Origin of the sequence: Nonomuraea sp. NPDC049129, assembly GCF_040648495.1 — a bacterium.
Taxonomy (GTDB): Bacteria; Actinomycetota; Actinomycetes; order Streptosporangiales; family Streptosporangiaceae; genus Nonomuraea.
Map to the genome: position 1 here is coordinate 77,956 of NZ_JBEZDU010000035.1, position 22,938 is coordinate 100,893.

Consider the following 22,938-nt stretch of genomic DNA (forward strand, 5'->3'; position numbering starts at 1 on the left):
TCGAGGCCCGCATGGGGGCAGATGCGGGCCTCTAGCTCAGGGTCGGTACGGCGCCGCCCTCGGCCCGTTCGACCGTGACGCCGGACATGTGCCTGGCCCATCGGCCGGTGATCTCGCTGAGCTGGGTGGCCTGCGGAGGCGTGTGGCCCAGGCCGATCGCGTAGCGGGCCTGTCGGGGGCCGCGCTCGAACGGGCGCGGCCAGGCGTGTACGTCCGGCACCCCGGCCTCTTCCAGGCAGGTGAGCAACTCCAGCATGCGCCCTCTGACGCGGCCGAGCACCGCGTCGAGCTCCTCGGGGCGGTCGGAGCGTACGGTCAGCACCGCCCAGGCCACGTGACGGCGGTGAAGGGGCGGCGGGGCGGGCAACTCCGTGAACCGGCCGCTCTCCGTGAGCTCCCATGCCTGGTAGAGCTCCCGGGTGAGCAGGTCCAGGCCGCCGGAGGTGACGTGGCGGGCGCAGTTGCGTACGGGAGCGCTGGGCGTCATCACCATCATCGTGGTGGGGGTCGGCGGGTTGGCGGCGGGGGTGAGGGTGACCGGTTCGTGCCAGTCCCAGGCGGCCCACGTGCTGAAGAAGTGACGTAGGAGATCGGTGTCGTATCCGTCTGCGGCATCGAGGACGGTGCGGGCGGCCAGCACCGTCCAAGCCAGACCGGGCAAGCCACCGAACGGGGCCGCGTCCAGGCCCTTCGCCCGAGCCCACGCCTTCACCCGGCGGGCGAGGCGGGCGAAACGCTCGTGCGCGGCGCCTACCGCGGCGCGGATCGCGTCCGCGTCGCTGACGGCGCTCAGGGCGATGGCCGCCGCCTCACCCAGTTCGGCGCGGCGGGACACCAGCTGCGCCGGAGGGAACTGGCCGGTTGCCACCACGATCAGGTCCACGTCCAGGCCGGACACTCGCAGGCGCAGGCCCGGCACCCGTGCGCCGACCACCTGCCGCAGCCGGACGGCCTCAGGCAGCGCCGCCCGCACCCGCGCCGCCACGTCCAGGCCGGGCTCTTCCCCGTCGGGGAGTGCCGCCACCAGGTCCAAGTCGGCTGCGGGGAGCGCGCAGCCCATACGTCGGGAGCCCGCGACGTGCACGATCCCGGGGCGCAGCGCCTCCGCCAGTCGGCGAGTGACGCGATCGGCCAGGCCGTCCAGGTCCGGAACAGGCTCGGGGTCGAGCGCGGACGGGGCGGAGGTGGGCTCGGGTACGAGTTGGGGCGCGGCAGCAGCAGGCTCGGGCGAGGTGGGTTCCACCAGCGCGGGCGCGCCGGCAGTGCGCTCGGGGACGGTGGGTTCGGGCAGCCAGCGGAGTTCGCCCGTACCCAGGGTGATCACCGCGCGCGGGCGCATGGGTTCGTCCCCGCGCCGCGACAGCAGCACGACGGCCCCGACGCGGGCGGTCATCGCGTCGAGCCGGATGCCCGCATGGTCGGGCGCGTTCACGCGGCCCAGGGTCAGGTGCGGTGTGAAGCCCTCCGCGCGGCCCACGCAGCGGGGGAAGCGCTGGTGGAGGACCTGGCGCAGGCGGGCCCATGGGGCGGGGTCGGCGGCGGCCGGGTCGAGCCAGACGGTCGCGTCCTGGCGGTGCCGGAAGGAGCGGATCCCCTCCAGCCGTACCGCGAACGGCTGGACCTCAGCGGCCGCCGCGGCCAGCAGCGGCGCCGCCGCGTCGAAGGCCGACTCCGGTACGAACCCGAAGAGCAGGTTGACGTGCGGCGGCCACCGGTGCACCTGCGGATCGTGCGTCCGGCGCACCGCCTGAATGGGTGCCCACAGCTCCTCCGGCGGAATCCAGGCCACCGCCGTACGCGCGGTCGGCGCCATGTCCAGCACCCCGGCGGGCGCGCTGCCCGTGACGTCAAGGACGGCCTCCACCCCGTAGTGGTCGGAGACGTACAGCCCACCGGGATCGGGGCTGTCTCCGCGCAGGACGGCCGCGACGGTCCGGGAGCGGCCGCGCACCAGCACGCGGTCCAGCCGGGCGGCCCGCCCGGACAGCGAGGACAGCGCCGCCAGCGGGTTGGCGCGCGGGTCGAAGGTGGGCGTGTCGTCGCCGGGCCCGTACGCCTCCGTCCAGGCGTCGCGCAGCCCCAGCGCCGACGCGGGGACGTCCGTGCCGTCGTTGAAATCGCCCATCAGGACCAGGTCACCCTCGACGCCGGCCAGCCCTTCGGCGATCCGGGCGAGCTCGGCCCGCCGCCGCGCCGCGCCGTCGGCGGTGTGGTCGCTGGTCAGATGGGTGGTGGCGACGACGAGCGGGCCGGCGGCCGTCTCGGTCGCGAGGGCGGCGACCGCCTTGTGCGGGCCGAGCCGGTGCCAGGCCGCCTCCCGTACGGGCAGTCGGCTGAGCAGCAGCAACCCGCTGTCGGCGATGTCCTCGCCGCCCGGGTCGGTGCCGACGGTGTAGCGGGCCCGCACCCATGGGGCGGCCAGCAGGAGCGACAGCAGCGCGGGCTCGACTTCCTGCAGCGCGATGACGTCGGCGTCGGCCGCTTCCAGCGCCGCCAGCAGCAGGGGACGGCGCCGCGCGGTGTCGATGCGGTCGCTGTCGTAGCGGTCCCACAGGGTGTTCCAGGTCAGGACGCGCACGGCCGCACCTGTGGACGCCCGCGCCGCTTCCTGCCCCGAGCCGGGCCGCCAGCCGGCGGCCGGGTCCCACGTGTGCGGGGTTCTGGCGCTGAAGACGGGCGCGCGCAGGCGGCGCGGGGCGCGTACCCGGCCCGCGTCGCAGGTGTCGATCCGGTCCAGTCCGGTGGCGCGGTCCCAGATCAGCTCGCCGTCCGCCTCGACGAACAGCACCCGGTGCCACGGGACGTCGCCGCCGGGTACGAAAGTGGGCAGCGGGATGCGCTTGGGGGCGGCGTCCCGCTGGCCGACGCCGAGCACGAAACGCGAGGGGTCGAAGCGGGGGTCCCAGCGGACCCAGTGGTAGATCTCCTCGCTGGTACGCATCACGCCTCTTCCCCTTCCAAGGCGCCGTCCACGTCGTCGACGGTCCCGGACGCTCCGACGTACCAGGTGTGATGGGCCTGACCTGGATACGGCGGGACGTACCGGCGCACCTGATCGTCCAGCACGTGCGGCGGCACCGGATGGGCGCGGCGGGCGTTGCGCCGGTGCAGTTCGTCCGCCTCCACCAGCGCGACCACGTGCGTCGTCAGCGCGGCGCGGCGGCGCGCCACGGCGTGGACCAGGGAACTCTGGTGCTGATTGAGCGAGGTGGCGTCCCATACCACGGTGCCACCGGCCGCCAGGGCGGCATCGAGGCGGTCCAGCCCCTCGCCGAGCACTTCCCGGTTGGCCCGCTGGTTCGCCCGCGAGCCTCTGGCGGCACGCAGATCGTCCAGCGACAGGTACGCGGCCCCGTCGGCCTCCCGCAACGCGTCCGTCTTCGTCAGACCGGCCGCGAACGTGCTCTTACCGCTGCCTGACGGTCCGACCAGATGTACCAGCCGGGGGAACCGCCCCGACCGCCACCGCCAGGTCGCCGCCACGGCCTCCTCAACCGTGGTGACCTTTCCCCTGGCCCAGGCGTCGCGCGCCTCCGCCCAGCAGCGCTCGGCCGCCTCCCCGCCGAGGCCGGCCAACGCCTCGCGCAGACCGGCCCGCAACGGCTCCAGCGGATCGGGCCCGAGCAGCCCGGCGTCCTCGGCGTACAGGGCCGACCATTCGACCTGCTCACGTTCATGGTCAGCCTCATCGTCCACGCGCGCCGCCGCCACGGCGTGCAGCACCCCCAGATCGGCGGCCAACGCCATGCGTCCCAGCCCGGCCCGCCGCTCCTCGTCCGGGTACGGCCGGCCCAGCGTGCCGTGCAGCCCGGTCAGATCCGCGACCCGCCGTGCCAGCCGCATGCCCAGCGGCCTGGCCAGCCGGGCCGCCAACCGGGCCCGCGGTACGGAGTGCAGCACCGTGGCCAGCACGCCCGCCAGCCGGGCGTCCCCGGACCGGCCGATCGCGTCCAGCCGAGCCGACACCTCGGCCACCGCCTCCGGGGCGATGTGCTCTGCTTCGGCTGGGGCGAGGTCCACCGCGGCCAGCAGCGCGCTCACCTCGCAGTCCGCGCCCGAACGCACCGACCACAGGGCCGCACCCGGGCCAAGGGTGTTGGGTACGACGGTCGCGTGCATCCAGTGCGTACCGGTCTGGACGTGCCCCCGGCGCACCCACTTGGCCACCCGCCCCGCGAACTCCGCCCGCCCGAATCCTTCGACGGCCCGCACCACGTAGCCCTCCTGCCGCTCCGGGTTCAGCCGCAGTCCCCGCAGTGCCCGCTCGTCGAAGACACCGCGCCACAGCACCGGCGGGACCGGAATCCCCAGGCCGCGCAGGAAGGCGACCGTGCGGTCCCAGTCCAGGCAGCGGTCGTCGTCCCAGACCGAGAAGCCGTAGAACCAGCTGTCCAGCTCCTGGTAGGCGATGGAGTGCCGGGCGTACATGTTCTCCCCGCACACCCGCACACCCGCCGGGATCCGGCCACCGATCCGCCCTTGCAGGGCCTTGACCCACGCCCGGGAGGGATGGTGGGCCGAGTCCAGCGACCGGGCGTGCATCCCGTCCGTATAGAGGGTGGTGTTCTCGCCGTCGAGCTTCTCCGTGACCACGACCTCGCGCCCGCGCAGCCCGGACAGGTCTCCCGCGCGAACGTCGTCCGGCGTCACCCCAGGCGACCAGGGCAAATGAGGAGTGCGCGGATAGTGCGCGCGCATGATCCCTCCCCCTGACAGCTGTGGATCACTGTACAAGCGGCAAGAAAGCGCCTCCATCGAATAAACGCCTGCCGACCATTGCAGGATTCTTGACAATTATATTTTTCGGTGGGAGGCTGAGGACACCTCAGACAAGGAGCACAGCGATGAGAAAGATCGTGGCGGGCCTGTTCATCTCCCTGGACGGCGTCGTGGAGTCCCCGGAGAAGTGGCATTTCCCCTACTTCAACGATGAGATGGGGGAGATCGTCGGCTCGCAGATGGAGCAGTCCGACGCCATGCTCCTGGGACGGCAGACCTATCAGGAGTTCGCCGCCCACTGGCCGCACCAGGACCCGGCCGACAACCCGTTCGCCGACCGCATGAACAACACGCCCAAATACGTCGTGACCAACACCCTCGACACCGCCGAGTGGCAGAACACGACGATCATCAAGGGTGACGTCGTGGCCGGTCTGACCGAGCTCAAGGAGCGGCCCGGCAAGGACATCGGCATCACCGGCAGCGCAGCCCTGGTCCGGTCGCTGCTGGCCGACGGCCTGCTCGACGAGCTGCGCCTGCTGGTCCACCCGATCGTGGTCGGCTCCGGCAAGCGCCTGTTCGAGGAGGGCACCGGGCAGATCCCGCTCCAGCTGGCCGACTCCCGGACGCTCAGCACCGGCGTCCTCTCCCTCACCTACGGCAGGGCGTGACATGGCTACCAAGACCGTCGCCGACAAGCTGCTCGTCAAGCCGCGGACCGCCGTCTGGATCTCCGACGACGAGCACCGCCCGCTCGTCGAGCCGCTGCCCGAGGGCGCGCGGCACGTCGACGACCTGGGCGAGGCGGGCGTGGCGGTGCTGTTCGCCGCCGACGCCGCCGCGGTCCGCCGGCTCCTCGACGAGCACCGCGATCGACTGGCTCGGCCCGCGGCCCTGTGGGTGGCCTACCCGAAGGGCAACAAGGCCGACATCAACCGCGACACGCTCTGGCCCATCGTCGCCGAGTACGACCTGCGGCCGAACGGGCAGGTGGCCGTGGACGAGGTCTGGTCGGCGCTGCGCTTCCGTCCGCTCAAGGAAGGCGAGCCGCCTTTCACCGGTGGCCGGTAGCCCCGGGGGGCCAGGAGGCCCACTCAGAGGTGCCGGTCGGCGCGGGGGGCAGGCGCATCAGCAGGCCGTCGCAGCGGCAGGGCGAGCCGCACCGGTGGCAGTGGCAGTCGCCCACCACCGAGGCCTGTTCCCAGTATCGGCGGACGGTGGTCACCGGCTCCCAGCCGGCCGCCTTCAGCACCCCGTCGGCGCGCCCGGGCCGGTCGCGTAGCCACACCATCGCGTACGCCTCGGTGCACCGCTCCCTCAGCCAGGCCGTGCGCTGGAGGGCGAGGGCGGTGCCGAGGCCACGACGGCGCACCGACGGCACCACGGCCATGGTGCTCAGGATGCCGACCCGGCGGCCGTCGGCGGACGGCGGCGCGGCGGAGAGGATCCCTTGTGGCATCGGGGCGATGAACGCGCGATATTCCTCATCGTCGATCACCTGGGCCAGGGCCGCTCCCACCGGCGTCATCGACCCCTGCGGGAAGGCCGCCAGGAACTGCACCCTCTCGTCATCGCGCATGTGCCGCAGGAGCCGGTCGACGGTGAGCACGCCGTGGCCGAGAGCGGCGTTGACGACGGCGGCGGCCGCCGCGACCCCCCGCTCATCCCCGAGATGAAGCCGGGCGATGAACCAGCCGGGCGGCGTGGTGGGCGAATGCATGCGAGTCACGGTCCTCGTTATATCTGGGTACCGTTCTCGAATTCAGGTGAACGAAATTCACGTATCTCCAGCTTAGTACTATGATCGGAGTGGTTTGAATTCCGATCCAGGAGATACGCATGCGGCAGAACCCGGCACGACGGGCGGCGCTCCTTGACGCCGCCATCGAGGTACTGGCCCGCGAAGGGGCGCGCGGGCTGACCTTCCGTGCCGTCGACGTCGAGGCGCGGGTACCCAACGGCACGGCCTCCAACTACTTCGACAACCGCGATGACCTGCTCACCCAGGTCGGTCACCGCTTCTACGAACGGCTGGAGCCCGAGGCCACGATGGTGGCCGCCGCGCTGGAGGGACCGCGCGACCGCGACCGGGTCACCGAGCTCATGCACGACCTGGTGGACCGGATCAGCCAGTTCCGCTCCGGCTACCTGGCCCTGCTCGAACTCCGCCTGGAGGCCACTCGCCGCCCCGAGCTGCGCCGCCTGCTCACCGAACGCATCCGCGCCGACGTCGACGCCAACATCACCGCCCACACGGAGTCCGGCCTGCCCGGCGACGCGACCACCGTGGTCCTGCTCTACCTGGCCCTGAACTGGCTGATCCTCGAACGGCTCACGCTGCCCGACGTCTTTCCCGAGAGCCAGATCCACGACCTGGTCACCGACGTGGTCGAACGCGTCCTGCCCGGCCCCGGACGTTAGCCACTGGTTCCAGGCCCAGGCGGCGCGTCAGCCGCGCGTCAGCCGAGCCAGTGTCCGTCACGCATGAGGTCGCGGCCCTCCAGCTCGTCGGCCTCGCGCCAGGCCTGCAGCCGCTGGGGCTGGATCCGGAAATAGAGGTAGGGGCTGCTGAGCCGGCGCGGGTCGAAGCCGGTCTTGGCGGCGAAGGCGTCACCGAGCTGGTCGGAGAGCTCGCCGGCCAGGACCGTCTGGACGCTTCCCTCGATGAGGACCACATCGCGGGTCGGGCCGATGCCCAGACGGACCTTGCCGGTGGCCTGAAGGTTACGGCTGGTGGGGCTGGCGGCCGGGGTGGAGATGAGCAGGGTGGCGCCGTCCCAGAGGAAGGACAGCGGCACCATGTAGGGCGTCCCGCCTTCGCCATCGGCCGTGGCCACCCAGGCGTCGACGTCCTGGGCGAGCCGGTCGAGGGTGTCCTGCTTGCGCTGATGCAGGGTACGGGGCGAGTCGCTCATCGGTAGTGGGTCCCTTCATGCTCCAGATCGATGCTTGACCCTACAGAACGACCCGACAGCCGCTTCTCCGCGCTGCCCACAGGGGCGACCCTGGCAGACTGAGATGGGCCGGAATCCCGCCATCCCACCATCCCGAGGAGGACCGGTGCGTTACGTGTTGATGTTGTGCAGCGACGTGTCCGACGAGACGGTCGCCGGGCAGGATCCGGACATGGTCGGCTGCGGCGGCTGGACCGAGGACATGGAGCGCCGCGGGATCCTGCGGGGTGCGATGGGGCTGCGGCCCAGCAGTGACGCGACGACGTTGCGCGTACGCCGTGAAGAGGTCCTGCTGACCGACGGGCCGTTCGCCGAGACGAAGGACCAGATCGGCGGGTTCAGCGTGATCGACTGCGCCGACCTCGACGAGGCCATCGAGCTGGCCGCCGCCCATCCGTGGGCGCGCGTCGGACAGATCGAGATCCGGCCGGTCTGGCAACCGTGACAGGCACAGATCGCGACCAGGCCATTCTGGCGACCGTGACGGACCAGGTCACCGCGGCGGTCGCGACCGCGTTCCGGCAGGAGTGGGGGCAGGTCGTCGCCACGCTCATCCGGATGACCGGCGACTGGGACCTGGCCGAGGAGTGCGCGCAGGACGCCTTCGCCGCGGCGCTCGAACGGTGGCCGCGCGACGGAGTGCCGCGGCGGCCGGGCGCGTGGCTGACCACGACGGCCCGCAACCGCGCGCTCGACCGGCTGCGCCGCGACGCCGTGGGGGCCGAGAAGCTGCGGCAGCTGGCCCTGCTCGACGCCCGGGATGGTGAGGGGAATGGCGACGAGAGCGGGCTAGGTGATGACCGGCTGCGGTTGATGTTCACCTGCTGCCATCCCGCGCTCGCCCTGGAGGCGCAGGTGGCGCTGACCCTGCGTACGCTGGCGGGGCTGACGACGGCCGAGATCGCGCGGGCGTTCCTGGTCACGGAGCAGACGATGTCCAGGCGCCTGGTCAGGGCCAAGTCGAAGATCCGCAACGCGGGCATTCCCTACCGGGTGCCGCCCGCTCACCTGCTGCCCGAGCGCACGACGGCTGTGCTGGGCGTGGTGTACCTGCTGTTCAACGAGGGATATTCGGCCAGCGCGGGCGCCGATCTGGTGCGGCGCAATCTGTGCGGCGAGGCCATCCGCCTGGCCAGGGTGCTGGCGCGGCTGATGCCCGGGGAGCCGGAAATACGCGGGCTGCTGGCGCTGATGCTGCTGCACGACGCCCGGCGGGCCACCCGGGTGGACGCCGCCGGTGTGCTGGTGACCCTCGAGCACCAGGACCGCGGCCGCTGGGACACCGGCGAGATCGCGGAGGGCGCCGAGATCCTGGAGCGGGCGCTGCTCGAGGGCCGTCCCGGCGCGTACCAGGTGCAGGCGGCCATCGCGGCCTGCCACGCCACCGCGGCCAAGGCCGCCGACACCGACTGGGCGCAGATCGTCGCCTTGTACGACCGGCTCGCCCTACTTGTCCCCTCCCCGGTGGTACGCCTGAACCGGGCGGTGGCCGTGGGCATGGCCGATGGCCCCCTGGCCGGGCTGGCGCTGGTGGACGGCTTGGCGGAGTCGGGCGAGTTGGACGGCTACCACCTGCTGCCGGCGACGCGCGCCGACCTGCTGCGACGTCTGGGACGCGACGGCGAGGCGGCCGACGCCTACCGGCAGGCGCTCGACCTGTCCGCCAACGACTCCGAACGCCGCTATCTGGCCGGACGGCTGGCCGAGGTCAGCTGAGGGAGGGCGGGTGTCGGTTCCGGCTTGTCCCGTTCGTCGGTGAGGCGAGATGACCGGCAAGGGAAAGAAGGAGTCTCATGCACACCGTGCTCTCAGCCGACGGCACCCGCATCGCGTACGACCGGTCGGGCAGTGGCCCGGCGCTTGTCTATGTGACCGGCGCGCTCTGCGACCGCTCGACGGGTGCGCCGCTGGCCGCGCTGCTGGCGCCGTACTTCACCGTTTTCACCTATGACCGGCGCGGGCGGGCAGACAGTGGCGACACGGCGCCGTACCAGGTCGACCGCGAGGTGGAGGACCTGGCGGCGGTCATCGCCGAGGCCGGTGGGGCCGCGGCGGTGTACGGCATGTCCTCGGGGGCGGCGCTGGCGCTGCGGGCGGCCGCCCAGGGGGTGGCGATCACCAGGCTGGCGCTGTTCGAGCCGCCCTACAGTCCCGACGAGGCGGACCGGCTGGCGCGGGCCCGCGCCTACGAGGCCGAGCTGACCGAGCTGCTGAGCGCGGGGCGGCGTGGGGAGGCGGTCGCGCTGTTCATGACCACGGTGGGGCTGCCGGCGGAGCTGATCGGCCGGATGCGGGGCGCGCCGATGTGGCCCGCGCTGGAGGCGCTGGCGCCCACCCTCGCCTACGACGCGGCCGTGATGGGCAACGGCTCCACGGGCGGCGCGTTGCCCGTGGAGCTGGCGGCCAAGGTGGGCGTGCCCGTCCTGGTGGCCGACGGCGGGGCCGGTCCGGCGTGGATGCGCGACATGGCGCGGCGCCTGGCCGCCGCGCTTCCGGAGGGGCGGCACCGCACGCTGGAGGGTCAGACGCACGATGTGGATCCGCAGGTGCTCGCCCCGGTGCTGCGGGAGTTCCTCAGCGATCCCACCTGACGGCGGCCCATCGGGCAGCAGGCGCGTGGGCAGCAGCACGTCGGCGCGTGGTAGCGGGCAGGTCGGCGCTTCGACCTCGACAGGGCTCATCGTGGCAGGGCTGACCATCGATCCAGTACCGGCCCACCCTATGATCGCCTGATGCCCAAGGACCTGCTGGACGGGACGGCCCGATGATCACTGCCAGGGAGCTCAACCGGGCCACGCTGGCCAGGCAACTCCTGCTCCAGCGGCACGCGATGCCGGCGATACAGGCGGTGGAGCACCTGGTCGGCCTGCAGGCGCAGGCGCCGTTCCCGCCGTACTTCGGGCTCTGGTCGCGCCTGGCGGGGTTTCGGCCGGAGGAGCTGGCGGGGCTGCTGACCGGGCGTGAGGCGGTGCGGATCGTGCTCATGCGCGGCACCGTCCACCTGGTCAGCGCCGCCGACTGCCTGACGTTACGGCCGCTGACGCAGCCGCTGCTCGCCAAATACCTGCACAGCGCGTACGGCCGGCAGCTGGCGGATCTGGACCTGGCGGCGGTCGTCGAGGCGGGCCGCGAGGCGCTGACCGGCGCACCCCTCACCGCGGCCAAGCTCGGAACGCTGCTGACCGGGCGCTTCCCCGGCACGAACGCCGCCGACCTGGCGCAGGTCATGCGCCTCCTGGCGCCGCTGGTCCAGGTACCGCCCAGGGCGGTGTGGGGCAAGGCCGGGCAGACCGCGTACGCGACGGCCGAGTCGTGGCTGGGCCGCGAGCTGCATCCCTCGCCGTCGCTGGAGGAGCTGGTCGTGCGCTACCTGGCCGCGTTCGGGCCCGCGACCGTGGCCGACGTACAGGCGTGGTCGGGGTTGACCGGACTGCGCGAGGTGGTCGAACGGCTGCGTCCACGACTGGTCGAGCTGGACAAGGGGCTGTTCGACCTGCCGGACGCGCCCCGGCCGGGCCCGGAGGTGGAGGCGCCGGTGCGGCTGCTGGCGCCGTTCGACAACGTGCTGCTCAGCCATGCTGACCGCACGCGGATCATCTCCGACGAACATCGCAAGCGCGTCATCACCATCAACGGGCAGGTGCTCGGGACGGTCCTCGTCGACGGGTTCGTCCAAGGGGTATGGAAGCGGGACAAGCGGGTGGTGAGCGTCGAGATGTTCGCGCCGGTCTCGCCGGGGCAGGCCCAGGAGATCCGGGAGGAGGCGGCCGGGCTGCTCGCTTTCGCCGAACCGGGCCAGGCCGGCGAGGTCAGAGGGATCTGATGGCGGTTTTCCGTAAGGGATGATGAGGGTTTCCGCGATGTGCCGCGGCGGGCGCGGTCCCTAGCGTTGACGGGTGCTTCTGAATACTCTCGCGGCGCTCTTCCTGGCCGTACTTCCCGCGCTTCCCGCCCCACCAACCCCCGCCTCGATCGACGGGTTCATCGCCCAATATCGTGAAGCGACCGGATTGCCGGGCGTGGCGGTGGTGGTCACCAAGGGGACGCGGGTCGTCCATGCCGCGGGCTATGGCCGAACCGCTACCGGCGAGCCCGTGACCGCCGACACCCCCATGGCGCTCGCGTCGCTCAGCAAGTCCTTCACCTCGCTGGCCGTCCTGCAACTGGTGGAGAAGGGCCGGGTCGAGCTCGACAAGCCGGTTCGCGGTTACCTGCCCGAGTTCCAGATGGCCGATCCCCGGGCGGCCGAGATCACAGTGCGCCAGCTGCTCAACCAGACGTCGGGCATGGCCGACTCGGCCTTCCACGAGAAGAGCCTGCCCCAGCCCGACACGCTCCAGGGCTCGGTGCGCCGGCTCAAAGACGCGCGGCTCGCCTCGAAGCCCGGCACCGCCTACAGCTACCACAACACCAACTACCAGGTCGCCGCCCGGCTGGTCGAGGTGGTGAGCGGCGAGCCGTTCGCGGGCTACCTCAAGACGCACGTGTTCACGCCGCTCGGCATGCGCAACAGCAGCACGATCGACACCGATCGCGACCTGCCGGGCAGCGCCCGGGGCCACCTTTACCTCCTCGGCCAGGCGATCGCCGTGCCGGAGCCGCCCGGGTTCGGCAACGGCTCCGGCGGCGTGCTCAGCAGCGCCAACGACATGGCCCGCTGGCTGATCGCCCAGAACAGCGACGGCGGCATCCTGTCTCCCGCGAGCGTCAAGGAGATGCGCACGCCCTCGGTCCAGAACCCGGACTACGCCCTCGGCTGGGAACTCGACCGGACCGCGGGCGGCACCCCCGTCGTACGCCACGGCGGCGACCTGTTCACCTCCACCGCCCAGCAACTGCTGATGCCCGGGTCCGGTTACGGCGTGGCGGTCATGGCCAACACCGGCATGGCCTTCGCCGACAGCGCCGCGCTCATGGACGGCCTGGTCGCCCTGATCGAGGGCCGGCGGCCGGAGGCGCCCTCCTCTCCCTTCCTGGCCACCGACATTGTGTTCACGCTGCTGACGCTGGCGACCGTCGCGCTGGCGGTGCGTGGGATCACCCGCTCCCGGCGCTGGGCCGCCCGCCGGACGGGCTGGCAGCGATGGCGGCTGCTGCCGTACTTGTGCCCGCTCATCCTGTGTACGGCCATCGCCCCGGTCTTCCGGGTGCTCGCCCGAGGCAGCGACATTTCCTGGATCCAGGTGGTCTACCTCTACCCGACGTTCATGATCTGGCTGGTGACGGCCGCGGCGGCGGGGACGGCGCTGGTGGTCGCGCGCCTCTGGAGAGGTGCGACCAAGTAGACATAACGACTTTCGTTATTTACGATTATCGTTATGTCTACGAAGTGGCTCAACCGACTCGAGATCCTGCTGACCTTCTCGCTGATCATCAGCTGCCTGGGCGCCCTGGCGCTGCTGGCCTTCACCTTCATGATGGCCTTCTTCGGCACGCCCAACGGCGTGGGCGTCCCGCTGCACGTCTACGACGTGCCGGTCGCGGGCATGGCGGCGCCCGACGCCACGATCTCCGGCGCGAGCGCCGACGTGACCGTCGGCCTCCAGGGCGCCGCGCCACTCGTCGGCCTGCTCTACCTGCTCTTGTGGGGACCGGGTGTCGCGACCACTCTGCTGGCCCTGTTCACCGTCGTGCGCGCGATACGCCGGGCCAGGTCGGGGGACAGGGCGCTGTTCTCCGCCGTCACCGCCGCCCACCTGCGCCGCCTCGGCTGGATCCTGATCATCGGCTCGCTCGCCACGGGCGCGCTCGGCATGGTGGCCGAGCCGATCCTTTCCTCGCTGCTGCTGGCCAAGAGCTACCCGTTCCACCTGGAGGTGGGTGAGGTGCTGGCCGGGGTCGTGACGGGAGTGGCGGTGCTGGGCGTGTCGGAGATCGTCCGGCGCGGCGTCGCCCTCCTCGAAGAGGTCGAGGCCACCATCTGATGGCCGAGCCGTCCATCCGCGTACGACTGGACGACGTGCTCAAAGAACGCGGCATGACGCTCACCGAGCTGTCGCACCGGGTCCAGATCACCGTCGTCAACCTGTCGATCCTCAAGAACGGCCACGCCAAGGCGATCCGCTTCTCCACGCTCATGCGCCTGTGCGACGCGCTCGACTGCCAGCCGGGCGACCTGATCACCTACGAGCGGTCGTAGCCCAGCCGGAGAGTCGGACTCAGTTGCCCACGCCGAGATAGGACATGAACGCGGACGGATACCGGTCGCCGCGGGCCGCGCCCAGCGGCACCGCCTTCTCGATCTCGGCGAGGTCGTCCGCGGTGAGGTTCACCTCCATCGCGGGCAGCGCCTCGGCCAGCCGCTCGCGGGTACGAGCGCCGACCAGCGGCACGATGTCCGCGCCCTGCGCGGCCACCCAGGCGATGGCCAGCTGGGCGACGGTGCGGCCCTTCGCCTCGGCGACCCGGCGCAGGGCCTCCACGAGGACGAGATTGTGTTCCACGTTCCCGCTGGAGAAGCGCGGGCTGAAGCCGCGGCTGTCACCGGGGCCGGCGGTGTGGCCGGCCGCCCAGTGCCCGGAGATGAGGCCGCGGGCGAGGACCCCGTACGCGGTCAGGCCGATGCCGAGCTCCCGCAGTGTGGGCAGCACGTCCGCCTCCACCGCGCGGGAGATCAGCGAGTACTCGATCTGCAGGTCGGCGATCGGGTGCACGGCGTGCGCCCGGCGGATCGTCGCCGCGTCGACCTCTGAGAGCCCGATGTGGCGCACGTATCCGGCGTCGATCATCTCCTTGATCGCGCCTACCGTCTCCTCGATCGGTACCGCCGGGTCCAGCCGGGCGGGACGGTAGATGTCGATGTGGTCGGTGCCCAGCCGGGTCAGCGAGTAGGCCAGGAAGTTCTTCACCGCCTCGGGACGGCAGTCATGCCCGCCGAACTCCGAGCCCGGCCCTCGCAGCATGCCGAACTTGACGCTCAGCGCGTAGCTGTCGCGATCGCGGCCGCGCAGCGCCTCGGCCAGCAGCGACTCGTTGTGGCCCATGGCGTAGAAGTCGCCGGTGTCGATCAGTGTGAGGCCGCTGTCCAGCGCGGCGTGCACGGTGGCGATGCTCTCCGTGCGGTCGGACGTGCCGTACGCGCCCGACATGCCCATCGCACCCAGGCCCAGCGCGGAAACGGCCGGTCCGGTGCGGCCCAGGGTTCGCATCTGCATCACGTTCTCCCTCGTTCTCGATGTCGTCCCCAACCTTGGGCCCTGGCCGGGACGAGCGGGAGCGGAGCGTTCATCGTGGGAGAGCCGCTCCCTGGCTCGGCTCGGCCGCCGTGAGAGACCATGGGGTCATGCAACGTGACCAGCTCGCCGACTTCCTGCGCCGCCGCCGGGAGGCGATCCGCCCGGCCGAGGTGGGGCTCGCCGACGGCCCTCGCCGCCGCGCCGCCGGGCTGCGCCGGGAAGAGGTGGCGATGCTCGCCGGCATGTCGGTGGACTATGTCGTACGTCTCGAGCAGGGCCGCAGCAGTCAGCCTTCGACCCAGCTGCTCGGCGCGCTGGCCCGGGCGTTGCGCTTGTCCGACGACGAGCGCGACCACCTGTTCCACCTGGCCGGCCACCGGCCCCCGCCCGCCGACGGGGTGGCCCGCCTGGCTCGCGCCGGCCTGATGCGCATGCTCGACCTGCTCGGCGACACCCCGGCCCTGGTGCTGTCGGACCTGGGCGAGGTCCTTGCCCAGAACCGGGCGGACGTCCTGCTGATGGGCGACCACACCGGCTTCTCCGGCGACCGGCGCTATGTCGCATACCGCTGGTTCACCGAGCCGGCCGCGCGCGCCGTTTGCCCGCCCGAGGAGCAGGAGCGTCACTCCCGTCAGCTCGTGGCCGACCTGCGCGCGACCGCCGGCCGCCGCTCCGGCGACCCCACGGTCGCCGGGCTCCTTGACCGTTTGCGGGCCGCGAGCGCCGACTTCCGGCGGCTCTGGGCCGAGCACGAGGTGGCGGTCCGGCGCGCCGACCGCAAGACCATGCTGCACCCGCGGGTGGGCCGCCTGGCGATGAACTGCGAGACGCTGGTCACTCCCGACCAGGGGCAGGAGCTGCTGGTGCTCACCCCGGCGGACGCCGAGACCCGCGAACGGCTGGAGCTGCTGCGGGTGCTCGGTATCGAAGAGTTCCCCACGAGGGCAACGGGCACGCCCGCACGGTAAAGCGGCCGATCAGAGCATGCCGCTGTCTGGCGCCGGGCCTACTGAGGCCGGACGTTGTGGTTGCGGGCGAACAGATTGCCGGGGTCGTACTGACGCTTGACCGCCGCGAGCCGCTCGTAGGTCCGTGTCGGATAGATCGCGGCGACATCCTCCTCGCCGGCAGAAGTGAGGAAGTTGGCGTAGGCGCCGCTGAGGTGAGGCGCGAGTCTCGCCCAGACCGCGTCCAGAGCGGGACGCGCGGCCTCGACGACCGGCTGCGGCCCCAGGATGGTGGTCACGATCATCAACTCCGCCTGGCGATGCGCGTAGGCGGTGGCATCGTCGGGGACTCGGGACACCGCGCCGCCGACGCTGCGAACGGCGATGAACGGCGACCCCTGCGCTGCCCCGACCTCGACAAGCATCCGAAGGACATCGGGCACCGATGCCTGGTCGACGAACGCGCTTCGGGTCACCAGCTGGATGCCCGGCGGCGGGGTGGCGGCGTCCACGAGCGCGTCCGCGTACGGTCTCAGCGCGACATCGTCGCCGATCACCGTGCCGAGCCGCCGGATCGGGTCGATGGCCCGTGCCGCGAGATCCGGGTCATCGCCGTCGAAGGCGAGGCGGATCTCGAGCGGCGCTTCGGGCCCGCCCGCGAAGGGATTGGCGAACTCCGCGACGGAGGTGAGCTCTTCGGGGGCGGTGCGCAGGTGGTCCGCCCAGCCCTGGAGCACGGTGGCCGCCTCCGACGCCGGGAAGCTGATCTTGCCGTAGAAGATGTCCGTCGTCGGGTGGGCCGCGAACTCGAAGGCGGTCACGATCCCGAAATTGCCGCCGCCACCGCGAATCGCCCAGAACAGCTCCGGGTTCTCCTCCTCGCTCGCCTGTACGACCTGTCCGCCGGCCGTGACGACCTCGGCGGTGACCAGGTTGTCCAGCGCGAGGCCGTACTTCCTGACCTTCCAGCCGATGCCACCGCTCAACGTCAGCCCACCGACACCGACGCCCTTGGTGTCGCCCGAGGAGATCGCCAGGCCGTGCGGGGCCAGCGCGGCCACGACCTGACCCCAGGTGGCGCCGCCGCCGATCCGTACGAGGTGCCGTTCCTTGTCGATGACCTCGACGTTCGCGAGCTTGCCGAGGTCGATCACGACGCCGTCGTCCAGGGTGCCGAAGCCCGCGAAGCTGTGGCCGCCGCCTCGTACGGACAGCGAAAGCCCCGCGCCGGCGGCGAATCTGACACCCGCTTGGACGTCTTCGACGCTCTTGGGCCGCAGAACGTAGGCCGGGCTGCCGGAAGCCAATATCGAGCGGCTGGCCGATGGATACTCGGCCGCGCCCGGTTCGATGATGTCGCCGCCGAAGTCACGGCGAAGGGTTTCAAGACTCATGACATTCCTTCAGAGATAGTCGCCCCGGAGGAGGGGGTGGTGAGGTGCCCGGGCCGGCCCGGATGGGGGGATCCCGGACCGGCGGGGATCGGCCTGCCGGTCAGTTCGCCATGCCGTCGAACATGCCGGGCTGGTAGGAGCCCCCCGGGTTGCGCACGATCACGTTGAGCCGGTTGTTGGCGTTGATCATGGCGATCACGGAGACCAGCGCGACGATCTGGTCGTCGTCGTAGTGCTTGCGCACCTGGGCCCAGGTGTCGTCGGACACGCCGTGGTGGGTGTCGGCGAGCCGGGTACCCTCCTCGGTGAGCGCCAGCGCGGCCTGCTCGGCCTCGGTGAACACGGTGGACTCGCGCCAGGCGGCGACCAGGTGGAGCCGGACCGCGCTCTCCCCGGCGGCCGTGGCGTCCTTGGTGTGGTAGTCGACGCAGAAACCGCAGCCGTTGATCTGGCTGGCGCGCAGCATCACCAGGTCCTGGGTGGCCTGGGGGAGCGGCGACTGCTGGATCGCCAGGGCGACGTTGTAGATGCGCTTGGCGATCTTGGCGCCGAGCTCGTTGGCCATCAGATCCATACGCTGTTCCATGATGTGGTCCTCATTCGTGGTGGTACGTGCCGCGTCAATCGTTGGCGCGGCGTCCTGGCGAACAAGAAGATCCCGGCGACCAGATCCTTGTGACAGCGGAGTGATGTGACGTGCATCACCGATCGTCGGTGTCACAAAGCGGGGGTTACCGGGATCTCATGCACGCCACGGTCGAGAACGAACAGGCAGGAAGCAGCGATGAGCGAGCACAACGAGAAACCGACGGACGCGGCAGGGCCCCTCGTTCGTGACAGCCACGTGGACCCCGCCACCGAGGTGTTCCTCACCCACCGCAACCTGCTCTTCACGGTCGCCTACGAGATGCTCGGCTCGGCCGCCGACGCCGAGGACGTCCTGCAGGAGACGTGGTTGCTGTGGGCGGGCGTCGACCTCGGCACGGTACGGGAACAGCGTGCCTACCTGGTCCGGATCACCACCCGGCAGGCGCTGAAACGGCTGCGTACGCTCGGCCGCCGCAAGGAGTCCTACGTCGGCCCCTGGCTGCCCGAGCCGCTGCTGACCGCGCCCGACGTCGCCGAGGACGTCGAACTGGCCGACAGCGTCTCGACGGCGATGCTGCTGGTGCTGGAGACGCTTCAGCCGACCGAGCGGGCGGTGTTCGTGCTGCGCGAGGTGTTCGATCTGGACTACGACGAGATCGCCGACGCCGTCGGCAAGAGCCCGGCCGCGGTCCGCCAGATCGCCCACCGGGCACGGGGGCACGTCGCCGCGCGCCGGCCACGCGACATTGTCTCCCCGACCGAGACCCGAGCCGCGATCAAGGCGTTTCAGAGGGCGATCGAAACGGGCGATCTGCAGCGCCTGCTCGACATCCTCGCGCCGGACGTCGTCCTCCTGACAGATGGTGGCGGACTCAAGCAGGCCGCGCTGGCGCCCGTCGTGGGGGCCGACCAGGTGGCCCACGTGCTGGGCAACCTCACCCCTGTGGCGTTGCTGCAGCCGGCCCAGGTCAACGGCCACCCGGCACTGATCGTCCGGCTCGACGGCGCGATCGACACCGTCGTGACGGTACGCATCGACGACGGCCTCATCACCGGGCTCTATGCCGTACGCAATCCCGAGAAGCTGTCGCACATGGAGTGGGAGACCACGGTGAGCCGCTGAGCCGGTCGTACCCAGACCATCCATAATGAGACATTCAAATCTCATAATGAGTCGCGTGCGAGTTATAACCTAGCACCGCACCCCTGACGATCTATGCGAGCGATCTGGTTGACCGAGTTCGGGGCTCCGTCGGTGCTGGTCGCCGGGGAGGCCCCTGATCCGGGGCCCGGCGACGGTCAGGTTCTGGTGGACGTCGAAGCGGCGAAGCTGGGTCGGCGGGTGATCGCCCCTGTCGCCTTCGGCCATGGGGTGCACCATTGCCTGGGGGCGCCGCTGGCGCGGATGGAGATGCGCCTCGCGTTCCCGGCCCTGCTCAAGCGCTTCCCCGGTCTCGCGCTGGCCGAACCGGACGCCATACCCGATTTCCGGGTCTTCAGCCCCATCTATGGGGTGACTCACTGCGCGTGACCTGGTGACGGGGCGGGAGCGCGGACTACGGGCCGACGCTGCCCGTACCTACGAGCGGATCGTCGGCGCGACGGCGGGCGATGATAGCCTACTCGGGCTTCCGTGCGCCGTTGAGAAAAATCGTCACGGCCGCCTCGGTGGCTTCCTCGGGCGTCATGACCTCGCCGACGGTCAGCCACAGGGTACGTTCCACGATCGCGGAGAACATGGCGAGCACGACGTCAGGGCGCAGGTCGTCGCGGAGCACCTTGTCGCGCATGCCGCGAGCGATGACGTCGCGGATGGGCCTGACCGTACGCTCGATGGCGTCATGGTCGCAGAACTGGTCGGCCTGGCCGATCACCGCCGCGTATTTGGCACCGTTACGCAGGTACACGGCGATGATCCTGGTGATCGCCCGGTCGGCCGGAAGCTCGTCGAGATTCGCGGCCGCGAAGGCCTCCACGAGTTCGGCCATCCCGACCTCGGCCACACCGCGCAGCAGCGACTCCCGCGTCGGGAAATGCCGGTACAGCGTCGCGCGTCCCACACCGGCCTCATCGGCGATCTCCGCCATCCCCGCGTCTGAGCGCCGGCCCAGCGCCCGGGCGGCGGCGTCGAGGATCGCCGACCTGGTCCGCTGCATCCCGGCATCCGATTTCACCACTCGACCATGCTAACGGCCCATGATGAGACAATGATGTCTCACAAGCGGTCCTAGGCGACTGTGAGCACGATCTTGCCTTGGATATGCCCTCGGGCGGCGCGCTCGTGCGCCGCACGCGCATCCGCGAGTGGAAACGTGCTGTCGATCGCGACGCGAACCGTGCCCGCGTCGAGCAAGCGTCCCAGCTCAGCGAGTTGCGCGCCGTTCGAGCGGACCTGGGTGGCCGAGACCGTGACGCCCAGCTTCGCGGCCTCTTCGTCATCGAAGTCGCCGGGGAACACCGGATACAACGCGCCGCCGCGCTTGAGCGTGCGCAGGAAACGACCGCTGTCGCGACCACCGACGCTGTCGAGCACGAGATCAAGGTCGTGCGCGAGTTCCTCGGGACGGCTCTTGGTGTAGTCGATGAACTCGTCGGCGCCGAGCTCGCGCAGGAACGACTCATGCGCGCCCGATGCCACCGCGATGACGCGGGCACGTTTCCACTTGGCGAGCTGCAGCGCGAAATGCCCCACGCCACCCGCGGCGCCGTTGATGAGCACCGTCGTCTCGGCGTTCAGTGCCATCGGGCGATGCCGCGCCGCTTGGAAGGGCGACTGGTGATCGTGTCCGAGCTCGATCAGGAACTGCCACGCGGTGAGCCCTGCCATCGGCGCCCCCGCGGCGTGCACGTGATCGAGGCGAGCCGGCTTGCGGGCGAGGTCCGACGCGGGCGCGGCGACGTACTCGGCATATGCGCTGCCGTCGAGACTGGGAAAGCGAAGCAGACCGAAGACTTCATCGCCGACGGAGAGGCCGTCCACATCCGCGGCGACGGCCGCTATGACGCCCGACACGTCCGTCCCCGGAATCATGGGCAAGCTCAGCTTCGGCCTCATCTCCGGAGGCACGTTGGACATTCCTTCGCGCACGTACCAGTCGGGGGGATTGACGCCGACCGCGTGCACGCGAACGAGCACCTCACCCGGTTTCGGCTCGGGAATCGGCACTTCGTCGTAACGCAGCACCTCAGGACCACCGTGCTCGTGCAGCCGGATGGCCTTCATCGTGTTCGCCGGCATTGTCTTCCTCCTTCACCGCAGAGTGGGTTATCGTTTCCGGAGCAGTGCTCCAAATATAACCGGGGCACTGCTCCGCTTGTCAACTCAGGAGGCATATGCGAGCCGACGCCAGGAAGAACTACGACCAGCTCCTCGCGGTCGCGCGTGCCGTCGTGACCGAGCAAGGCGCCGACGCGTCGCTGCGCGACGTCGCCCGCAGGGCCGGCGTCGGGCTCGGCACGCTGTACCGTCACTTCCCGACGCGCGAGGCGTTGCTCGAGGCCATGCTCCGCGCGAGCTTCGACGAACTGGCGGCACAGGCAGGCGAGCTCGCAACGTCGAGCTCGCCTGGGGATGCTCTCGTTTCGTGGCTACGCGACTGGGTCGCCTGCGCCCATGAGTATCGGGGCGTTGTGGCGCTGATGGTGGCCGCCATCGAAGACGCCGAGTCGGCACTCCATGCTTCGTGCGTCACGATGCGCGCGGCGGGCACGCGGCTCCTCACCCGCGCTCAGGCGGCGGGCGTGGCACGGACCGACATCGACGGCACCGACCTGTTCGCGCTGGCCGGGGCTCTCGCGTGGCTCAACGATCAACCCTCGCTCGCGCCCCGCGCCGATCATCTCTTCGGCGTCATCGCGAGCGCGATTCTGACGGGCGCGGGAAGGTGATCGCTTCTGCGGGCTCCAAACGCGCTTGAACGCGCCGACGCCGCCATCGGCCTTGCCGCAGGCCGGAACATGATGGATCAAGAAGGTGCCGCCCGGGCTTTGTGCAAGGATTCGGCATGAAGCGTCTCGTACTCTGGCTGGCAATGATCTGTCTCGGCGGCTTGTGTGTCGTGCTCGCCGTACAGACCGGATCTGAGGGAGATCCGGATCCGCGGCCAACGGTACGACCGGCGGCGGGGCTGCCCGAGTTACCGGCCAAAAGGGCGCCGCGCCTCGATTACGCGGTGTTGTACGACCCGGAAGTCATCCGGGAACCCGCGGCCGCGCACCATCCCTGGCGGGTGGGGAGCGGTTCCGGCCAGGAGTGGCGGATCGAGGACGCGCTCGGCTTCGTGCCCAAGGACGGCGAGCAGGCGGTCTCACCTCTCGCCATCAGTGACGATGGCCGGCATCTCGCCTATATCAGGCGTTCCGACCGTGTCCTGGTTGTCAGAGACCTCGCCAACGGGACGACCGAACGGGTCCCTGCCGGGGTGTATCAGCCCGATGACGACTCATGGAACGTCGCGCTCGTCTTCCAGGGGGAGGGCGAGCTGCTGTTCGTGTGGAACGCCGAGCGGGGGAGCGAGCTGATCGATCTGTCGTCGAAGCGGCGTCTCCGTGTCGGCGCAGACTTCGATCGTGACCTTCTGGACGCTCGCGCCGGCGGCGGTCGCGTCATCGTGGTGACGGGCAAGGAACTACGGGTCCGCCAGAGCTGGAGGTCTCCCTTCACCGTGGCCCACCGTGAAGGTGATGCCGAGGACGGCACGCACCCCGTGGTGCTGGGCGATGAGGCAGTGAGCGTGGACCGGCTGGGTGAAGTGGAAAACCTGCGTTACCAGCTGAAGAGAGTGGATCTCCGGCGCTCCACCCACCGGGCCACGTTCGCCGATCTCGCGCTGCCGTACGACCTGGAGACCGTCAACGCCGTCCGCCCTCTGGGTCGCGACAGCGTGCTGCTCCGCGCCGAGCGGAGCTGGACCTGGCCCGACCACGGCTACCCACCTGGACCGTGCGACTGGGAGGAGTTCTACGTCGTCAATCTGAAGACCGGGGCCGTCAAGTGGGCCGATTACCGGGCGGCCGAGATCTGGGGAACGGAAGGAAAACACATCAAGAGGCAGGCCTACGCACGGGACTTCGTGCCCGAGCCGATCACAGAACGCCCCGTACCGGCCCGGGATCGCGAGCGCTGCCTCTGATCAGGACCGGCCGCGACCTCGGCCACGCC

Annotated in this window: 23 protein-coding genes and 1 pseudogene; 15 read left to right on the forward strand and 9 right to left on the reverse strand. The window is 70.8% G+C overall.

Going from position 1 to position 22,938, the window contains the following annotated elements; translation table 11 throughout:
* Positions 1 to 31: 31 nt before the first annotated feature.
* Positions 32 to 2,941, reverse strand: coding sequence for a poly(A) polymerase (locus AB0B64_RS54225; RefSeq protein ID WP_358202009.1), 2,910 nt, complete (start codon positions 2,939 to 2,941; stop codon positions 32 to 34).
* Positions 2,941 to 4,698 carry an RNA ligase family protein gene (locus tag AB0B64_RS54230; protein ID WP_358201897.1) on the reverse strand — a complete coding sequence of 586 codons (1,758 nt, stop codon included), beginning with the start codon at positions 4,696 to 4,698 and terminating at the stop codon, positions 2,941 to 2,943. The genes AB0B64_RS54225 and AB0B64_RS54230 overlap by 1 nt, the downstream gene beginning before the upstream one ends.
* Before the next feature lie 146 nt (positions 4,699 to 4,844).
* On the opposite strand from AB0B64_RS54230, the gene AB0B64_RS54235 reads away from it, so the two are divergent.
* On the forward strand, positions 4,845 to 5,390 hold the full coding sequence (locus AB0B64_RS54235) for a dihydrofolate reductase family protein (RefSeq protein WP_358201902.1): 546 nt from the start codon (positions 4,845 to 4,847) through the stop codon (positions 5,388 to 5,390).
* Position 5,391: 1 nt separating this feature from the next.
* Entirely contained in the window at positions 5,392 to 5,790 is a 399-nt protein-coding gene (locus AB0B64_RS54240; RefSeq protein ID WP_357956945.1) for a hypothetical protein, read from the forward strand.
* Here AB0B64_RS54240 and AB0B64_RS54245 read toward each other — a convergent pair.
* Complete coding sequence (locus AB0B64_RS54245) at positions 5,774 to 6,439, reverse strand: GNAT family N-acetyltransferase (protein ID WP_358202015.1); 666 nt, start codon at positions 6,437 to 6,439, stop codon at positions 5,774 to 5,776. The two genes, AB0B64_RS54240 and AB0B64_RS54245, sit on opposite strands and share 17 nt — an antisense overlap.
* A gap of 119 nt (positions 6,440 to 6,558) precedes the next feature.
* On the opposite strand from AB0B64_RS54245, the gene AB0B64_RS54250 reads away from it, so the two are divergent.
* Positions 6,559 to 7,140, forward strand: coding sequence for a TetR family transcriptional regulator (locus AB0B64_RS54250; RefSeq protein ID WP_358201907.1), 582 nt, complete (start codon positions 6,559 to 6,561; stop codon positions 7,138 to 7,140).
* A 38-nt stretch (positions 7,141 to 7,178) separates the two neighbouring features.
* On the opposite strand, the gene AB0B64_RS54255 is transcribed toward AB0B64_RS54250, so the two are convergent.
* On the reverse strand, positions 7,179 to 7,634 hold the full coding sequence (locus AB0B64_RS54255; RefSeq protein ID WP_358201910.1) for a pyridoxamine 5'-phosphate oxidase family protein: 456 nt from the start codon (positions 7,632 to 7,634) through the stop codon (positions 7,179 to 7,181).
* Positions 7,635 to 7,779: 145 nt separating this feature from the next.
* Here AB0B64_RS54255 and AB0B64_RS54260 point away from each other — a divergent pair, with 145 nt between their 5' ends.
* From AB0B64_RS54260 to AB0B64_RS54290, 7 genes are all read left to right on the forward strand, one after another.
* The gene (locus tag AB0B64_RS54260; protein WP_357956939.1) at positions 7,780 to 8,118 is read left to right on the forward strand and encodes a YciI family protein; all 339 of its coding nucleotides are present in this window, start codon (positions 7,780 to 7,782) and stop codon (positions 8,116 to 8,118) included.
* Between the two features lie 35 nt (positions 8,119 to 8,153).
* Positions 8,154 to 9,389: an RNA polymerase sigma factor gene (locus tag AB0B64_RS54265; protein WP_358201917.1), complete on the forward strand. Its 1,236-nt coding sequence runs from the start codon at positions 8,154 to 8,156 to the stop codon at positions 9,387 to 9,389.
* A 77-nt stretch (positions 9,390 to 9,466) separates the two neighbouring features.
* A complete protein-coding gene (locus tag AB0B64_RS54270; RefSeq protein WP_358201923.1) occupies positions 9,467 to 10,264 on the forward strand; it encodes an alpha/beta hydrolase in 798 nt (265 codons plus the stop codon).
* Between the two features lie 173 nt (positions 10,265 to 10,437).
* Entirely contained in the window at positions 10,438 to 11,496 is a 1,059-nt protein-coding gene (locus AB0B64_RS54275; protein WP_357956933.1) for a winged helix DNA-binding domain-containing protein, read from the forward strand.
* Positions 11,497 to 11,569: 73 nt separating this feature from the next.
* Positions 11,570 to 12,958, forward strand: a complete 1,389-nt coding sequence (locus AB0B64_RS54280; RefSeq protein ID WP_358201928.1) for a serine hydrolase domain-containing protein — start codon at positions 11,570 to 11,572, stop codon at positions 12,956 to 12,958.
* Between the two features lie 33 nt (positions 12,959 to 12,991).
* The gene (locus tag AB0B64_RS54285; RefSeq protein WP_357956928.1) at positions 12,992 to 13,597 is read left to right on the forward strand and encodes a DUF2975 domain-containing protein; all 606 of its coding nucleotides are present in this window, start codon (positions 12,992 to 12,994) and stop codon (positions 13,595 to 13,597) included.
* A complete protein-coding gene (locus tag AB0B64_RS54290) occupies positions 13,597 to 13,812 on the forward strand; it encodes a helix-turn-helix transcriptional regulator (RefSeq protein WP_357956926.1) in 216 nt (71 codons plus the stop codon). Before AB0B64_RS54285 ends, AB0B64_RS54290 begins: the two co-directional genes overlap by 1 nt.
* Before the next feature lie 19 nt (positions 13,813 to 13,831).
* Here the strand turns inward: AB0B64_RS54290 and AB0B64_RS54295 are convergent, their stop codons facing one another.
* Positions 13,832 to 14,827, reverse strand: coding sequence for an aldo/keto reductase (locus tag AB0B64_RS54295; RefSeq protein WP_357956924.1), 996 nt, complete (start codon positions 14,825 to 14,827; stop codon positions 13,832 to 13,834).
* A 128-nt stretch (positions 14,828 to 14,955) separates the two neighbouring features.
* Here AB0B64_RS54295 and AB0B64_RS54300 point away from each other — a divergent pair, with 128 nt between their 5' ends.
* Positions 14,956 to 15,816: a helix-turn-helix transcriptional regulator gene (locus AB0B64_RS54300; RefSeq protein WP_357956922.1), complete on the forward strand. Its 861-nt coding sequence runs from the start codon at positions 14,956 to 14,958 to the stop codon at positions 15,814 to 15,816.
* A gap of 38 nt (positions 15,817 to 15,854) precedes the next feature.
* Here AB0B64_RS54300 and AB0B64_RS54305 read toward each other — a convergent pair whose 3' ends face one another.
* Both AB0B64_RS54305 and AB0B64_RS54310 read right to left on the reverse strand, forming a co-directional pair.
* A complete protein-coding gene (locus AB0B64_RS54305) occupies positions 15,855 to 17,189 on the reverse strand; it encodes an FAD-binding oxidoreductase (protein ID WP_358201945.1) in 1,335 nt (444 codons plus the stop codon).
* 100 nt (positions 17,190 to 17,289) lie between these two features.
* Positions 17,290 to 17,775: a carboxymuconolactone decarboxylase family protein gene (locus tag AB0B64_RS54310; RefSeq protein WP_357956918.1), complete on the reverse strand. Its 486-nt coding sequence runs from the start codon at positions 17,773 to 17,775 to the stop codon at positions 17,290 to 17,292.
* Between the two features lie 198 nt (positions 17,776 to 17,973).
* Here AB0B64_RS54310 and AB0B64_RS54315 point away from each other — a divergent pair, with 198 nt between their 5' ends.
* Positions 17,974 to 18,900 carry an RNA polymerase sigma-70 factor gene (locus AB0B64_RS54315; protein WP_357956916.1) on the forward strand — a complete coding sequence of 309 codons (927 nt, stop codon included), beginning with the start codon at positions 17,974 to 17,976 and terminating at the stop codon, positions 18,898 to 18,900.
* A 231-nt stretch (positions 18,901 to 19,131) separates the two neighbouring features.
* A pseudogene (locus AB0B64_RS54320) lies at positions 19,132 to 19,308 on the forward strand (cytochrome P450); the annotation flags it as partial.
* Positions 19,309 to 19,396: 88 nt separating this feature from the next.
* Here the strand turns inward: AB0B64_RS54320 and AB0B64_RS54325 are convergent.
* Both AB0B64_RS54325 and AB0B64_RS54330 read right to left on the reverse strand, forming a co-directional pair.
* A complete protein-coding gene (locus AB0B64_RS54325) occupies positions 19,397 to 19,954 on the reverse strand; it encodes a TetR/AcrR family transcriptional regulator (RefSeq protein ID WP_357956914.1) in 558 nt (185 codons plus the stop codon).
* Positions 19,955 to 20,004: 50 nt separating this feature from the next.
* Positions 20,005 to 21,015, reverse strand: coding sequence for an NADP-dependent oxidoreductase (locus tag AB0B64_RS54330; protein ID WP_357956912.1), 1,011 nt, complete (start codon positions 21,013 to 21,015; stop codon positions 20,005 to 20,007).
* A gap of 95 nt (positions 21,016 to 21,110) precedes the next feature.
* Between AB0B64_RS54330 and AB0B64_RS54335 the strand changes: the two genes are divergently transcribed.
* Together AB0B64_RS54335 and AB0B64_RS54340 are read left to right on the forward strand one after the other, a co-directional pair.
* Positions 21,111 to 21,665, forward strand: coding sequence for a helix-turn-helix domain-containing protein (locus AB0B64_RS54335; protein WP_357956910.1), 555 nt, complete (start codon positions 21,111 to 21,113; stop codon positions 21,663 to 21,665).
* 116 nt (positions 21,666 to 21,781) lie between these two features.
* Positions 21,782 to 22,909, forward strand: a complete 1,128-nt coding sequence (locus tag AB0B64_RS54340) for a hypothetical protein (RefSeq protein ID WP_358201957.1) — start codon at positions 21,782 to 21,784, stop codon at positions 22,907 to 22,909.
* Positions 22,910 to 22,938 lie beyond the last annotated feature (29 nt).

Coding starts and splice junctions, on each gene's coding strand:
- AB0B64_RS54295 (WP_357956924.1), bottom strand. CDS start 14,827: ATGCAGATGCGAACCCTGGGCCGCACCGGACCGGCCGTTTCCGCGCTG.
- AB0B64_RS54250 (WP_358201907.1), top strand. CDS start 6,559: ATGCGGCAGAACCCGGCACGACGGGCGGCGCTCCTTGACGCCGCCATC.
- AB0B64_RS54330 (WP_357956912.1), bottom strand. CDS start 21,015: ATGCCGGCGAACACGATGAAGGCCATCCGGCTGCACGAGCACGGTGGT.
- AB0B64_RS54255 (WP_358201910.1), bottom strand. CDS start 7,634: ATGAGCGACTCGCCCCGTACCCTGCATCAGCGCAAGCAGGACACCCTC.
- AB0B64_RS54225 (WP_358202009.1), bottom strand. CDS start 2,941: ATGCGTACCAGCGAGGAGATCTACCACTGGGTCCGCTGGGACCCCCGC.
- AB0B64_RS54270 (WP_358201923.1), top strand. CDS start 9,467: ATGCACACCGTGCTCTCAGCCGACGGCACCCGCATCGCGTACGACCGG.
- AB0B64_RS54305 (WP_358201945.1), bottom strand. CDS start 17,189: ATGAGTCTTGAAACCCTTCGCCGTGACTTCGGCGGCGACATCATCGAA.
- AB0B64_RS54300 (WP_357956922.1), top strand. CDS start 14,956: ATGCAACGTGACCAGCTCGCCGACTTCCTGCGCCGCCGCCGGGAGGCG.
- AB0B64_RS54285 (WP_357956928.1), top strand. CDS start 12,992: ATGTCTACGAAGTGGCTCAACCGACTCGAGATCCTGCTGACCTTCTCG.
- AB0B64_RS54240 (WP_357956945.1), top strand. CDS start 5,392: ATGGCTACCAAGACCGTCGCCGACAAGCTGCTCGTCAAGCCGCGGACC.
- AB0B64_RS54340 (WP_358201957.1), top strand. CDS start 21,782: ATGAAGCGTCTCGTACTCTGGCTGGCAATGATCTGTCTCGGCGGCTTG.
- AB0B64_RS54275 (WP_357956933.1), top strand. CDS start 10,438: ATGATCACTGCCAGGGAGCTCAACCGGGCCACGCTGGCCAGGCAACTC.
- AB0B64_RS54310 (WP_357956918.1), bottom strand. CDS start 17,775: ATGGAACAGCGTATGGATCTGATGGCCAACGAGCTCGGCGCCAAGATC.
- AB0B64_RS54335 (WP_357956910.1), top strand. CDS start 21,111: ATGCGAGCCGACGCCAGGAAGAACTACGACCAGCTCCTCGCGGTCGCG.
- AB0B64_RS54315 (WP_357956916.1), top strand. CDS start 17,974: ATGAGCGAGCACAACGAGAAACCGACGGACGCGGCAGGGCCCCTCGTT.
- AB0B64_RS54245 (WP_358202015.1), bottom strand. CDS start 6,439: ATGCATTCGCCCACCACGCCGCCCGGCTGGTTCATCGCCCGGCTTCAT.
- AB0B64_RS54290 (WP_357956926.1), top strand. CDS start 13,597: ATGGCCGAGCCGTCCATCCGCGTACGACTGGACGACGTGCTCAAAGAA.
- AB0B64_RS54235 (WP_358201902.1), top strand. CDS start 4,845: ATGAGAAAGATCGTGGCGGGCCTGTTCATCTCCCTGGACGGCGTCGTG.
- AB0B64_RS54230 (WP_358201897.1), bottom strand. CDS start 4,698: ATGCGCGCGCACTATCCGCGCACTCCTCATTTGCCCTGGTCGCCTGGG.